Origin of the sequence: Photobacterium gaetbulicola, from assembly GCF_003025515.1 — a bacterium.
Taxonomy (GTDB): domain Bacteria; phylum Pseudomonadota; class Gammaproteobacteria; order Enterobacterales; family Vibrionaceae; genus Photobacterium; species Photobacterium gaetbulicola.
In genome coordinates, this window is sequence record NZ_PYME01000014.1 from 118,740 (window position 1) to 132,107 (window position 13,368).

At 45.7% G+C, this 13,368-nt stretch carries 12 protein-coding genes; 7 read left to right on the top strand and 5 right to left on the bottom strand.

Features of this window, described 5'->3' with window-relative positions; all coding sequences use genetic code 11:
• Positions 1 to 43: 43 nt before the first annotated feature.
• The gene (locus C9J03_RS13895; RefSeq protein WP_331435669.1) at positions 44 to 448 is read right to left on the bottom strand and encodes a MaoP family protein; all 405 of its coding nucleotides are present in this window, start codon (positions 446 to 448) and stop codon (positions 44 to 46) included.
• 100 nt (positions 449 to 548) lie between these two features.
• Between C9J03_RS13895 and hdfR the strand changes: the two genes are divergently transcribed.
• The 5 genes from hdfR to ribA all read left to right on the top strand — a co-directional run bounded on the left by hdfR (position 549) and on the right by ribA (position 4,013).
• Complete coding sequence (hdfR, locus tag C9J03_RS13900) at positions 549 to 1,409, top strand: HTH-type transcriptional regulator HdfR (RefSeq protein ID WP_039456092.1); 861 nt, start codon at positions 549 to 551, stop codon at positions 1,407 to 1,409.
• A 342-nt stretch (positions 1,410 to 1,751) separates the two neighbouring features.
• Entirely contained in the window at positions 1,752 to 1,910 is a 159-nt protein-coding gene (locus tag C9J03_RS26740; RefSeq protein ID WP_162845570.1) for a hypothetical protein, read from the top strand.
• 106 nt (positions 1,911 to 2,016) lie between these two features.
• Complete coding sequence (locus tag C9J03_RS13905) at positions 2,017 to 2,340, top strand: DUF6916 family protein (RefSeq protein ID WP_039456088.1); 324 nt, start codon at positions 2,017 to 2,019, stop codon at positions 2,338 to 2,340.
• An 84-nt stretch (positions 2,341 to 2,424) separates the two neighbouring features.
• Entirely contained in the window at positions 2,425 to 2,607 is a 183-nt protein-coding gene (locus C9J03_RS13910; protein WP_044621391.1) for a restriction endonuclease subunit S domain-containing protein, read from the top strand.
• 353 nt (positions 2,608 to 2,960) lie between these two features.
• The gene (gene ribA, locus C9J03_RS13915; RefSeq protein ID WP_082008411.1) at positions 2,961 to 4,013 is read left to right on the top strand and encodes a GTP cyclohydrolase II; all 1,053 of its coding nucleotides are present in this window, start codon (positions 2,961 to 2,963) and stop codon (positions 4,011 to 4,013) included.
• Positions 4,014 to 4,082: 69 nt separating this feature from the next.
• Here the strand turns inward: ribA and C9J03_RS13920 are convergent, their stop codons facing one another.
• Positions 4,083 to 4,853 carry a substrate-binding periplasmic protein gene (locus C9J03_RS13920; protein ID WP_044621390.1) on the bottom strand — a complete coding sequence of 257 codons (771 nt, stop codon included), beginning with the start codon at positions 4,851 to 4,853 and terminating at the stop codon, positions 4,083 to 4,085.
• Between the two features lie 79 nt (positions 4,854 to 4,932).
• Here C9J03_RS13920 and C9J03_RS13925 point away from each other — a divergent pair, with 79 nt between their 5' ends.
• On the top strand, positions 4,933 to 7,305 hold the full coding sequence (locus tag C9J03_RS13925) for a hybrid sensor histidine kinase/response regulator (RefSeq protein ID WP_044621389.1): 2,373 nt from the start codon (positions 4,933 to 4,935) through the stop codon (positions 7,303 to 7,305).
• Positions 7,306 to 7,380: 75 nt separating this feature from the next.
• Here the strand turns inward: C9J03_RS13925 and C9J03_RS13930 are convergent, their stop codons facing one another.
• The 3 genes from C9J03_RS13930 to C9J03_RS13940 all read right to left on the bottom strand — a co-directional run bounded on the left by C9J03_RS13930 (position 7,381) and on the right by C9J03_RS13940 (position 10,530).
• Positions 7,381 to 7,689 carry a hypothetical protein gene (locus C9J03_RS13930; RefSeq protein WP_039456083.1) on the bottom strand — a complete coding sequence of 103 codons (309 nt, stop codon included), beginning with the start codon at positions 7,687 to 7,689 and terminating at the stop codon, positions 7,381 to 7,383.
• A 258-nt stretch (positions 7,690 to 7,947) separates the two neighbouring features.
• Complete coding sequence (locus tag C9J03_RS13935; protein WP_420813008.1) at positions 7,948 to 9,342, bottom strand: FMN-binding glutamate synthase family protein; 1,395 nt, start codon at positions 9,340 to 9,342, stop codon at positions 7,948 to 7,950.
• A gap of 282 nt (positions 9,343 to 9,624) precedes the next feature.
• Positions 9,625 to 10,530, bottom strand: coding sequence for a chemotaxis protein (locus C9J03_RS13940; RefSeq protein ID WP_044621387.1), 906 nt, complete (start codon positions 10,528 to 10,530; stop codon positions 9,625 to 9,627).
• 408 nt (positions 10,531 to 10,938) lie between these two features.
• Here C9J03_RS13940 and C9J03_RS13945 point away from each other — a divergent pair, with 408 nt between their 5' ends.
• Positions 10,939 to 13,287: a glycosyl hydrolase family 18 protein gene (locus C9J03_RS13945; RefSeq protein WP_044621386.1), complete on the top strand. Its 2,349-nt coding sequence runs from the start codon at positions 10,939 to 10,941 to the stop codon at positions 13,285 to 13,287.
• The last annotated feature ends 81 nt before the right edge of the window (positions 13,288 to 13,368 follow it).

A 13,368-nucleotide genomic window follows, 5' to 3' on the forward strand; every position in this document is an offset into this window, starting at 1 on the left:
ATTCGATAATGGGTAATGTATTGAGTAATTGTGCATTACTCTGTTAGATGTCTAAATCGTTATCGACATCTTCATCTTCGTAGTCGTTATTGCTTTGTTTTCGTTGCGAAACACAAAGGGTATAACTGCGTACTTTATTTGTGGTCTTGTTCACGTATTTAGCCCAGCACTTTGCATAGCTGGATTGAATATCTTTTGAACCTGTGATCTCAGACAGAAAGTCTTGTTCATTATCCGTTTCTGGGATCAGTGAACCATCAGCGAGGCCGCGCATGGTGCGACCATAGTTTTCTAATAATTGAGCTTCGCTAACAGTGAAAACACCTGAACGGCTGAAGCCTCGTGGGAAATTTTTATCGTCGTAAAATTTGCCTACACTTCTCATCGAATATGCTTCCGAACGTAATTTACGCAGATATTCTTTCAGGTTGTTGATCTTGTAAATCAAAAAATTTTCGTCGTCACGATAAAAAAAATTGATTAAGATGAGATGAGAATCAGATGTAATATGCGCCCTTTATTCTATTATCTTCGATGTCGAGGACCTAGTGGATACTGAACTACTCAGAACCTTTCTTGAAGTGACCAAAACACGTCACTTTGGTCGTGCTGCAGACAACCTGTTTCTTACTCAGTCTGCAGTGAGCTTTCGCATTCGCCAACTGGAAACCCAGTTGGGGAATGATTTGTTTTCACGCCAGAGGGGTAATGTCCACCTCACCGCTGCCGGTGAACGTCTGCAGCCTTATGCTGAGGCGATACTGCAAACCTGGGGCAGGGCAAGGCAGGATGTGGCTCTAACTGAATCGCTCAATCAGCAGGTCACCATTGGTGCCTCACCGATGTTTTGGGAGTTTGATGGGATCTCCGATTGGGTCAGCCGTATCTACCAGCATGTCGATGGGCTTGCGCTCCGTTTGGAGTCAATTCCGCGCCAAAGCCTCGCGAAACAACTGTTAGATAAAAGTGTGGATGTGGCAATCACCTCTGAGCCACCCAAGATTGAGAACCTGCAGGTAACTAAGGTTCGGGATTATCAACTTCAATTAGTGACGAAAGAGAAAAGTTGCGATATGGAGCAGCTTAAATCTCTTCCTCTTGTCTATTTGGACTGGGGAACCCGTTTTTCGGTTGAGCATAGTCGGATAGCCGAACTGCAGAAGACACCAATCATGCATACCCACTCCAGCAAGATGGCTTTGGAGTTCCTGATTAATAATAAAGGCGTTGGTTTCTTGCCTTCACCTGTCGTGGCTGCCAGCGTTCAGGATGGCCTGCTGTTCCCGGTAGAAGGAGCCCCGGTGATGGAGCAGTCGCTGTATCTGGTATGGCGGGAAGACAGTGAAAAAGCGGAGATGCTTGAGGCTATGCTAGCCGTACCTTTCAACCAGATTATTGAAAGTGTGTAAGCTGAAATCTGTGAAGCGTGACCATTAGAAAATTTTATCAAGACAAGTTAAATTACTTGTTGTACATAAATTATAGTGATCTCATATTCTCTTAGTATCTCCCAACGTTTTATTGGGGGATTGCGATACGAGAACATAGATGTATATCACAAATGGCATTATAGGATTGATGGCCTTGGTATTATTTGTTGCCGGTCCGCTGGTCTTTAGTACTATTGTCATAATCCAACGTTATACTTCAGTAATTATTGGCAATGATATTCTGCTTTTGGCGTGTATTGTTGCTGTTGTTCAGCTAATCTGTATTTGTTACTTACTCTGGAATGGTTTCAGGAAACAATCATGGCTAAATTAGATCAAAAATTCTCTAAAGGGTCTAAGTCAAAACATAAGTTTGATTTTGAGGATGATTTTCAAGATCTCGACCAATCATCAAAGAAGAAGAAGCGCCGTATCGCACGTCAGCGTGACGCTTTTCCGGAGTATGACGACAGTTATTGATTCAGTCATTTGATATACCGATAAAGGGCGCTTGATAGCGCCCTTTGTGATTTTTGGGGTTTGTGGTTTACGCTTATAGGCAGGTATCTGTTAAGAGGCGAGTATCATGTCGAAAAATCCGATGTCGATGGATAACGTACAAAAGTTGGTCGGGGAGCAAGTCAAGGTGTTTGATCACATGGGTCATGAGGCCGAATTCACCGTCAGCAAGGTCACACCGCAACCTCGGCACGGCTTTGACGATCTCGGGCGATTCATCGAGCACTTTATCATCACTTTCCAAGGAGATGGAAGTACCCATTTCCCAGATGGTCACTACCACTTCAAGCACCCCAAGTTAGGTGAAGTGGAGCTACATGTGATCCATAAGCATGATCATGACTATGAGGTTCTGGTGGAAACGGAGTTGGTGATTGGCCAGATCGGTTGAAGTATCTTGATCAATATTTCTCGTTGTAAATCATGTATACTGACCCCAGTTTGAATTTAGATACTGCAACACAAGAGTGAAATGATGCTAGACAATCTTTCTATCCCAGAAGACATCAAAAAAGAGCCTGAATTAGCGATTCCATCGATTGAGGAGCAAAAGCGCATTGTTGAAGAACTTAAGCGTTTAGAAGAAGCCGGTGAGTTGACGCCAGAAGTGCTGGAAGCGTTCATGACAGGTAAACGTACAGCGCCGGAAAGCGAATAACGTTTTTCGTGGCAAAAGATATTTGAAAAAAGGCATCATGATACCCATCATGATGCCTTTTTTGGTGGGGGATAATCAAGGTGGTTTCTTTGTATTGATTGGCCGACAAGCTGTTTTGGGACTGTCTATTATTTCCTGTCATTATTTTGTGGTATGTATTTCTATCTTGTTCAGTGAGTGATTTTTACTAAGCTACTAAATTAAAATGACTTTAACTCCTTTCTAATGTTTCAATCGTAAAATAATAAATTTTTTTGTTGATAATTTCATACTTTCACTATACTTACATGTATGCATAAGGAGGCACCATTGTATTTAAAGTTGTAATTATTCATTTATTAGGAGTGCAATGAATGATTGAAGAAATTCAGTTCTATGAACCCAACGAAGACTATGGTTTTTTATCTAATTTTGCCTACAGTCCTATCCAGTTAAGTGATGTAGTTTGGCCCACCAGTGAGCATTATTACCAAGCACAAAAATTTACAGACTCATTTATCCAAAAACAGATATTAAAAGCATCAACCCCTGACGAAGCATTTAGGCTAAGCCGCGAATATGCCGACCGGGTTAAACCAGATTGGCTGGATGTTCGTCATTCCGTCATGCGTTATATCGTGTTTGAAAAATTCCGACAAAACCCGCGTTTTGCACATTTGCTTGTGAGCACTGGTGATAAATTACTGACAGAGCACTCCCATAAGGATAGTTATTGGGGCGATGGCGGCGATGGAAAAGGGCAGAACGAGCTGGGTAAAATCCTCATGGAAGTGAGGGATTACTTCGCAGAACAAGAGCCTTATAACTATGTTAACTTCGTTGATAGTGCCAAGCTTCCGACCCGCTGGGGAACGTTTCGGATGTATGGGTTTATAGAGCGAGCCACTGGCAAGGAACACCTTGCGTTGGTCTATGGTGAGCTCAAAGATGGTGAGCCGCCATTGATCCGCCTACATTCAGAATGCCTCACTGGTGATGCATTGTTCAGCGCCCGTTGTGACTGTGGTTTCCAGTTATCAAGAGCGATGGAAAATATTGTCAACGCCGGTTGTGGCGTACTATTCTATTTACGTCAAGAAGGTCGAGGCATAGGGCTAATCAATAAAATTCGCGCTTATCACCTCCAAGATGAAGGGGCCGATACCGTTGAAGCGAACGAAGCGCTTGGCTTTGCCGCTGATATGCGTAATTATACTTTTTGCAAAGGTATGTTGAGTTTTCTAAATATCGAGTCTGTTAAGCTGATGACCAATAATCCTAGAAAGGTTAAAGCGCTTAGGGATGTCGGTATCAATGTAGTGGAGCGTGTTGCCTTGCAAGAGGGAAATAATCCACATAATCATGGGTATTTAAAAACAAAGGCTAATAAGCTAGGCCATATGTTTGATACATCTTTTATTAAGTAACTTGTCATTGATTAATTGGTGCCAATGAAAAAGCCATCATAATAATGATGGCTTATCTTATATTGAAATTTATAGATATTTATTAACGATGTTGTCTATTTTACCGGTTGATTTTAAGTTGTTGAGGCGCTGGTTAATAAATGTTTGTAGTTTAGGATCCATTTTAGGATCAAACGCTAAATAAATTGGGTAGTCGGGGATGATATTATTAAACGATGTCATGTTGAATTTTTCTTTATTCTTATTTTGCTTGTTCAAGTTGTATTTAATCCGTGACTCCATTTCGACAAAAGCGGTATCGCCTGGCAATTTATTTATAACCCGAAAAGCAGCGCTGTAGTCTTTTACGCGTAGCTCTTCGATATCCCCTTTCTCAATGTAGGGCTCAAGTTGTGGGTAATCGAAACCATGTAGCAATACCACGACCTTGTCTTGAAGATCTTGCATGGTATTGAAGTTAAAAGGGCTACTATTGCTGCTTAGCAGTACATGATGGACATTGTAGATCGGGTTGTCCGATAAGTTTTCGGCTTGGACCCCCCCCCAACTGGGGCTACCGTATGTGATCCAGTTTGGCTCGCCGCCAGCTTCCAATAAGGTGATCATACGGTTGAAAGGATAAGTATGGTACTCAATCTCGTACGGGCTTTCCTCAAAAATGGTTTTAACGATATCAGTGACAATTCCTTGGTGGTTATTGTCATTTTCAATCTGAAAAGGTTCAGCTTGCTTGGCAATAACGTAGTAATTAACGGTTTCTGCATGCTCAGCGAAACTGGCGGCAGTATATAGTGGCAGAGTTGCCGCTATACAGATTGAGAGTAGAGTTTTTATCTTCATTTTCGTTCCTTGTCTAAATATTCCGTTTTGAAGGTCTATTATTAGGTTAGTAGAGTAATAGGAAGATGCGAGTTTAAGGATGAATGACGTGACAAGACTGTTAAAAAAAAGTCGTCGAATCAGCTTGGCTAAGCAATTACTGTTTTTGATTATCTTGTTGAGTTCAATATTCACACTGTTATTCACGAGTCTGAGTTTATTTCTGGAATATAAAGGTGAACTTCGAGAGATCGACAACCGGTTTACCCAAATACAAGACAGCTATCTGTCCAGTCTCACTTCGAGCTTATGGGTGGAAGACCGCGAGTTGTTGCAGACTCAGGCCGAAGGGGTGTTAAGCCTTCCTTCTATTTCCTATGTGAAAGTCATCGACGGCGATCAGGTCATTATCGAGTTGGGCGATTTCTTGAATGAGGGGATGCTTGAGCGTCAATGGCTGTTGTCCCATCAAGCAGCAAAAAAAGATTTTAGGTTGGGAACCTTGTTGGTTCAGTCAGATCTTCAACCTGTCTATCAAAACCTCTATGACACCTTTCTCTTGTTGCTATTCGGCCATAGCCTGCAAATCTTTTTTATCTCCGTGTGTATATTGTTAATTGCTTATCGGCTGGTCGTACAACCATTGACGAAAATGTCTTTGGCCGTGACCAAGTTCGATGACCAAAATGTACCGCTACCCGTGCAGCTGTCTAAGCGTTGGTGCGACGACGAAATTACAACTTTAGCTTCACAGTACAACCAATCAGCAGAACACATACGTCATCACTACCTAGAGCTAGAAGCAGCCAAGAAAGCCGCTGAACAGGCAAACCTCAAAAAAAGCGAGTTTCTTGCCAATATGAGCCATGAGATCCGCACTCCGATGAATGGCATTATCGGGCTATCGGGTTTGATGAAGGACATGGAGATGCCGGATAATCAAAAAGATTATATCAACATGCTCCATACCTCCTCGATGTCATTGCTGGATTTGATTAATGACATTCTTGATTTCTCCAAAATCGAAGCCGGCCAGTTTGAGTTGGAATCTATTCCGTTGAACCTTTTTGAACTCAATAAAGAAGTCGAATCCCTGTTTTTGCTGAAGGCCGCAGAGAAGGGGCTGAATTTTTCATGTTCTGTCGAAAAGACAATCAGCCCGATGCTAATGGGGGACGGGGCGAAATTACGGCAGATCCTCAATAATTTGGTAAGTAATGCGATAAAGTTTACTGACAAGGGGGAGGTATCCCTTGTCATGGCGCACGTAGAGAGTAGTGACGATTCGTGCAAAGTGCAGTTTCGTGTTAGCGATACCGGGATTGGGGTTGCAGAGGATAAGCAGGCTGCTATTTTTGAAAAATTCCAGCAGGCAGATGGCAGCACAACCAGGAAGTATGGTGGCACTGGGCTGGGATTGGCTATTTGCCGTGAAATGGTCAAGATGATGGGGGCAGAAATCACTGTTGATAGTACACCGGGGAAAGGCAGTACTTTTTCTTTTGTCATCGAGCTCCCCCGCGAGAAGACATCCATTCCGCAGGAAGAGCGGTTTATCTTTGACGGTCTGAATATTTTGCTGGTGGATGACAGCATGTTGAATATGCGTATCACAACGGTCCAGCTTGAGGGATTTGGTGCAAAAGCAGTGAGCTGCCTTGACCCCAATATGGCGATTACCATGGCCGAACAGGCTGCTTCGCAGGGGCAGGCCTTTGATATTGTGATAATCGATAAGTTCATGCCAATTCTCAATGGCTTTGAACTGGCAGAGCTTTTCCGGCAGCACTTTGGCGAAAGCTGTCCGAAACTGTTGATGATAACTGCGGTACCTGAAATAAATGATGAGGAGAAGGCAGCCAGCTGCGGGATAAAATCCTTCCTTACCCGTCCTTATAAAGATGCGCATTTGAAGTGGGCGATTTTAAAACTGGTGGCTCTTCCGCCTGAGTCACCCCATCCGGACAGGATACTTGAGGGTGAGGTGCATAATATTGATTTATCGGCTGATACCTCAGAGTTAGCGCATCACGAGCAAGCGCAAGCTGACATTAGCGTACGGAAAAATGCTTTGCAGCAGCCAAATGATATGGCGGTGAAGGTTTTGGTCGTGGAAGATACGTTAATTAATCAGAAGGTTGCGAGAATGATGCTGGAGAAAGTTGGTGCAGTGGTCGACATTGTTGAAAATGGTGAGCTCGCGGTGTCTATCTATCAAGAAAAACGGTTTGATGTGATATTTATGGATTGCCAGATGCCGGTGATGGATGGCTTTGAAGCAACTCGACAAATCCGCGGTATTGAACAGCAAACTGGTCACTTTACACCGATTATTGCGCTTACCGCCAACGTCGTGAAAGAAGAAAGAGAGAAATGCTTCGCTGCCGGGATGAATGATTTTGTGTCGAAGCCGGTGTCATTGCAGGTACTGAAGCAGAAACTTGAGCAGCATGCGTCATTGAGTGTTTCATAATATCTCTGCCGGCAGCTTGTCTCATTAAAAACAGCGCCTGCTTGGCGCTGTTAATTTATGTGTTCAATTGTTGAATTAGCTCAGCGACCAATCATCCGTCGGTAGCAGAATTGGTTGGTTGTACAGAGTGATCACAACGGTCAGCGTATTATTGAAAGTGTCTTCCGATATCTCGTCAATGACATAAAAGTCACTGGTTTTGTTTTTCAAGGTATTGTCCAGCAGTAGCTGCAGGCTGTCGTTGATGTCACCGTCGATGACAAGTGTTTCTACGTGTGCGAGTTGAGTATTTGGGACTTCAAGCGGGACAAGCAGCTCCGGGGATGCGTAAGAAAATACGGAAGTTGTCAGTAATGCAAGTGCTGCGATAGTGCGTGAAATCATGGTTCTATCATGGGTTGTCAGTCAGTGGTATTACTTTGACATGGCTTTTGTCAGGAAATGTCAGCATCAGGTAAAAAGAGTCAAAAATGCGCCTTTCAAAGTAGTTATAGTTAATGAAAGCTAAAAGTATATTAAAACACCATTCAATAAGACCGTTTGGCTAGGGGGAAATTTGTTGTTGGTGGCTATTTAACCATTGATTTAATTGAAAACAATGTTTTTAATTTCACCTGTGCCAGAGGTAAGCATGGTGTCAGCTTATTGATGATTCTCATAGAGTTTATCAAGTGCAATTGATAACCCGCTCTCTGTCACAACCCGAATATGTGACTTGTTCAAAAGCCTGGCATTGGTGACGCCGCAAGAGTGGGCAATAACCCCTAGTCCGTAATGTATGTATTTATTGTAATTAGCGACTCGCCGTGTTTTGTCTGCCACGTTGAGTCCTTGCTGTAGCCGCTGATTGTGAGTCGTGATGCCAGTAGGGCAAGTGTTTTTATTGCATTGAAGCGCCTGGATACAACCAAGGGCAAACATATGGCCTCGGGCAGAAACAATAAAGTCTGCTCCCAGAGCAATGGCCCACGCTACTTTTGACGGGGTGATCAGTTTACCTGAGGCGATGACCTTGATTTGGTCTTTAAGTTGATGCTTTTCTAACCTTGCGACCACAAGAGGGAGGCTTTCTTTCAAAGGCAGGCCGACATAATCCATAAGAGGTTGGGGAGCAGCACCTGTACCACCGTCCGCACTGTCGATAGTGATGAAGTCAGGGGCGCAGGCTTTTCCTCGATGTTTAATTTCATCCAGTAATTCATCGAACCAGTTGAGCGAACCAATCACTGTTTTGAAGCCAACGGGTTTGCCTGTTGTTTGGCGAATAAAATCAATCATATCGAGCAAGTCGCCAACATTACGGATATCAGTGTGACCATTGGGGCTAATTGAGTCCTGGCCTTCTTGAATACCACGAATCTTAGCAATTTCTGCCGTTACTTTTTCGCCTGGTAATATACCTCCTTTGCCGGGTTTTGCTCCTTGGCTGATTTTTATCTCAAACATTTTTACTTGCGGGTGTGCAGCGACTTCTTCGAGTTTCTCTTTGCTGAGACGGCCTTCGGTATTCCGGACTCCATATTTTGCTGTGCCAATCTGGAAGACGATATCTGCCCCGCCTTCGAGGTGGTAGGGGCTCAAGCCTCCTTCTCCGGTATTCATCCAGCAACCAGCGATTTTGGCTCCGTGGGATAGTGCCTGGACCGCCGGTTTAGATATCGCCCCATAGCTCATGCCGGAGATGTTGAAAATAGATGAAGTGGTATAGGGAAGGCGACAGTTGGGGCCGATAGTGATGGGGGCGGGTGCAACAGCGTCCTCTTCTAGGGTCGGGAAGGCGCAGTTCATGAACATGATAGTGCCGGCTGGCTCCAGGCTGCGGGTTGAGCCAAATGCAAGGGTACGGTCGACGTTTTTGGCTGCTTTATAGACCCAGCTCCTCTCGGCGCGATTAAAGGGCATTTCTTCGCGATCCATGGCAAAAAAATATTGGCGGAAGAATTCTCCTTGTTTTTCGAATAAGTATCGGAATCGCCCAATAACAGGGTAGTTGTGTCTGATCGCGTGCTTATGCTGGCGGATGTCTGCAATGTACATGTATATCACTACCAGTACCCCAACACCGATACAGAAAATAAATAAGCCAGAGAGAAAGTTGATTGCAAAGAGTAAGAATTCGCCCACGGAGCCTCCCAACGAGATGCTTTAACTACAGCTTGCTTTATCAGGAGTATATACCCAAGCTACCTCAAGGTGCTGGATTCAGAGGGTTAAGCGACGTAGTGAACCCGCTAGGTCTCTTGCCAAGAAAAAGCCAAGCGCAGGATGCTTGGCTTTAAAGGGAGGAAAGTGTTGCCGATTAATCAGGCGGATGGCTTTTTATGCCGTTGCTACGCTATTTGTCTTTTCCGCACCACGCAGCATGGCATGTATAAGTTCATTGGCTTCAAATTTTGTCAGCGCTTCATGGGCACCCACTTGGTGGGCTTGGGATACACTGATCTCACTCGACAGCGACGTGTGTAAAATAATATAGGCGTGTGAAAGTTGTGGTGTATTTTGCACTTCAAAAGCGAGCTCGTAGCCGTCTAGCCCAGGCATTTCTATGTCGCTGACCAGTATATCAAACGGCGCGCCTGCGCCTGCCGCATGCTTGAGCATCTCAAGTGCGTCGTGGCCATTGGTCGCAATGAAATACGGGATCGATATACTGTCCAAAGCCTGCGACAGTTGGCGACGGGCCACTGCCGAGTCATCGACCAGTAGAATTTTAAGCGGTCGCAGTACTTCGCGTTCCATATCAGTCAAGATCGGGTGAAGGCTATCTGGATCGTCGGGGAATACTTTGGATAGCAGCAATTCAACGTCAAGGAGCTGAACCAGCTTATTATCGACATTGGTCACCCCGGTAACAAACACATTCTTGCCAAGTGAGCTAGGTGGCGCATCAATGTTGTGCCAGTTGCATTCGGTGATCCGGTCTATACCGCGAACTAAGAAGCCGACCAACATACGGCGGCAGTCGGTAATTATGATGTAGCTGCTTTTTAGCTCTTCTTTAGTGAGCGGCGGATACCCGACGGCTTTAGCCATATCAATCACCGGTAAGGTGTCACCTCTTAAGTTTGCAGCACCAAGCACGGTAGGGTGTGAGTGTGGAATGGCGGTGAGGGGAGTGTAGGGCACAATTTCTTTGACTTTTAGCGTGCCGATGGCAAAAGACTGCCTGTGGGTCAGTTTGAATAACAGCATTCCTTGAGATTGATTCGTTGCTGCTTTAATCATTGGCCAATCCCTTATTCAATATGTTGGCCACACGGCGATGTGGTGGCTAAAGCTGTGTGGAAATATATAGTTGCCTATATCTTAGCGGTTAATCCATAAGATGGAACAGGTGGATGGAGATAATTGGGCACTCATTGATCTTTTCTCGCTTCACACCGATAAAAATCGTCTGACTGGGCTCGAAAAGAGGTTTGCAGTGGTGGGATTTTGAACACCCATCGCCTTTTTTTCTATGTATTACATGTCACTTACATATTGATTTGAAATGACATTAAGAATGTCATTCCTCTGCGATGAATATCGGGCGAACCTTAAAATACTTGCTAACACTTAATGGGACTTTTTTGAGGGAGAAAAAAATGTGCCCTCATTGTTTTACTTTCAATAAACCATTACGTGGAGATCAAAATGCAAAAGGGATTACGACTGAGTAAACTGGCTGGCACAATGGCTGTCATGCTATTGGCAGGTACTGCCGCAAGTGTGCACTCTGCACCAACCCATGACAAAAATGTCATTGGCTACATCACTCAGTGGGAAGCATGGAAAGGGACGAATGCTGGGTTCAGTGTAAAGGGCGAAGCCACGCACCTGAATGTGAATATGGATATTTACTCTATTTTGAATTTCTCTTTCTTTGGGGTAGCAAAAGATGGCTCGCTGCACAGTGGCGATCTGCGCAACAAAAGCATTTACCAGCCTGGAGCGGTACAGGAGCCGGGGCCGCTGCTCCATCCTGATGTTTACTCGAGTTGGGACTTTCATATTTTGTGGGGCGAATTAGAGTATATTCACCAGTATCCAGGCAATGAAGCCTGGGAAGCGGATACGCTGCGCAAAGTCCAAGAGCAGGGCTTCGTGAAGTCAGGCAGCGGCTGGCTACATACCCCAACCGGTGTGTCTGGTCAGTTCCCTATTCCACTCAAAAAAGCCGGGGGGGCGCCGGGACTGATTGATTTGGCAAACCAGAAGGGGGTGAAAGTCATGGCTTCGCTGGGGGGATGGAGTATGTCAAAGCACTTCCCCGAAATGGCTGCCGACCCGGTCAAAAAGGCCCGTTTCCTCGCAGACATCGACAAGCTCATGGCGCTGGGATTTGACGGTATCGACATCGACTGGGAGTATCCGGGAACGGGCGGGATGAATTTTGAGGGAAGCCCTGAAGATTACGCGAACTTCGAGCAATTAATGGAAGATATCCGCGAGCGCATTGGCCCAAATAAATTGTTGACCGCGGCATTTTCAGCCTCGACAGCCAAACTGGAAGGGTACAACTGGCCGCGCCTGGTAGCGTCGATGGATTACTTTAATATGATGACCTACGACCTCAACGGCGGGTGGTCAAATGTGGCCGGGCATAATGCGCCGCTCTATCCGTACCCCGAAGAAGAGTATCCGGGCCTTGTTCTTGACCACCTGCGTTCATGGATGGCAGCCAAAGGCATTCCTTCAGGAAAAATTAACTTTGGTGCCGCTTTCTATGGTCGAGGTGTCCAAACCACCGAAGCAACAGCTTATGTCGGGGCGCCGACAGACAAACGGATGGTCAATTTCAGTGTGGATGGCCCGACAGAGTCAGCCGTCGATCTGGATAACTGGAAAGAGTTTGAAGGCCAGCCTAACTATAACTACATCGTCCAGACTCCCGGGTGGGAGCACCTTTGGGATAGTAACGCGGAAGTACCGTATGCAGTGAAAGGCAAGTATTTCCTCAGCTACGACGATGTACCGTCGATTGAGAAAAAAGCCCAGTATATTGTCGATAATCAGCTAGGAGGCGTGATTGTTTGGCAGGTGCATGGCGATATTAAGTGTGAAGGGACATTTGTTAGTTACGGCACCAAGCTTAAGCAATGTACCAATCTCAGTTCGCCATTGGCCGAAGCCATTGACCGGGTGTTTACGACCGGCGGTAGCCTAAATACCGCGCCAGTATTGACAGTGCCATCGCCGCAGACAATAGATGCGGGAGCGGTTGTTAGCTTCGATGTGTCAGCAACCGATGCCGATAGCGATCCACTCAGTTTTACGGTGACCAACGCGACAGTTGTTGATAATGGCAACGGCAGCGCAACGGTGACATACCAAGCACCGAATACCGCAACAGATCTGCAAGACACGGTCGTGGTGAAAGTGTCTGATGGTCGGACCTCAACGACCGATAGCGTTGTTATCAACGTGAAGGGCAGTGGCGGTGCTGGCAATAGCGCGCCGGTATTAACGGCACCGGCTAGTACTTCGGTGGATAGCGGGCAGAGCGTTGTTATCAGTGTGTCGGCTGATGACGCCGATGGCGATCTGCTTACTTATACGGCTTCTGCGGGAACGGTTACTCCGACGGCTACAGGCGCTGAAGTTACCTTTGTAGCGCCGAGTGTAACGGCGGATACTGTTATTGATTTGGTCGTTACCGTGACAGATGGTATTGCCAGTGACACAGTAACTATTTCCGTGACTGTGCTTGCAGACATTAGCGGGGGAGTTTCAACCTGGGATCCAAACCAAGTGTATAACACTGGTGATAGCGTAATGTTCGAGGGAGTAAAATATATCGCTAAATGGTGGACCAAAGGCGATCAGCCTGGAACGAGCTCAGCGTGGGAAGTGTTCGATGATGGCAGTGTTGGCGAATGGATCGCGACCAAGGCCTATAATGGCGGCGATGAGGTGATCTTCAATGGTCAAACATACCGTGCGAAGTGGTGGACTCAGGGCGATCAACCCGGTAGTGCCAGCGGCCCTTGGGAGCTTGTCTAGCCCCCGTGTATTTCGTTGCATGACGGTTTTGTCTGCGCATTAGCGTGAAGTTGAGTTAAGGCCCGCGATTTGCGGGCCTTG

What these genes read in the sequence shown, in the direction of transcription:
- C9J03_RS26740 (WP_162845570.1), top strand. Translation starts at nt 1,752, where the DNA reads ATGGCTAAATTAGATCAAAAATTCTCTAAAGGGTCTAAGTCAAAACAT.
- C9J03_RS13905 (WP_039456088.1), top strand. Translation starts at nt 2,017, where the DNA reads ATGTCGAAAAATCCGATGTCGATGGATAACGTACAAAAGTTGGTCGGG.
- C9J03_RS13910 (WP_044621391.1), top strand. Translation starts at nt 2,425, where the DNA reads ATGCTAGACAATCTTTCTATCCCAGAAGACATCAAAAAAGAGCCTGAA.
- ribA (WP_082008411.1), top strand. Translation starts at nt 2,961, where the DNA reads ATGATTGAAGAAATTCAGTTCTATGAACCCAACGAAGACTATGGTTTT.
- C9J03_RS13920 (WP_044621390.1), bottom strand. Translation starts at nt 4,853, where the DNA reads ATGAAGATAAAAACTCTACTCTCAATCTGTATAGCGGCAACTCTGCCA.
- C9J03_RS13925 (WP_044621389.1), top strand. Translation starts at nt 4,933, where the DNA reads ATGAATGACGTGACAAGACTGTTAAAAAAAAGTCGTCGAATCAGCTTG.
- C9J03_RS13930 (WP_039456083.1), bottom strand. Translation starts at nt 7,689, where the DNA reads ATGATTTCACGCACTATCGCAGCACTTGCATTACTGACAACTTCCGTA.
- C9J03_RS13935 (WP_420813008.1), bottom strand. Translation starts at nt 9,342, where the DNA reads ATGTACATTGCAGACATCCGCCAGCATAAGCACGCGATCAGACACAAC.
- C9J03_RS13940 (WP_044621387.1), bottom strand. Translation starts at nt 10,530, where the DNA reads ATGATTAAAGCAGCAACGAATCAATCTCAAGGAATGCTGTTATTCAAA.
- C9J03_RS13945 (WP_044621386.1), top strand. Translation starts at nt 10,939, where the DNA reads ATGCAAAAGGGATTACGACTGAGTAAACTGGCTGGCACAATGGCTGTC.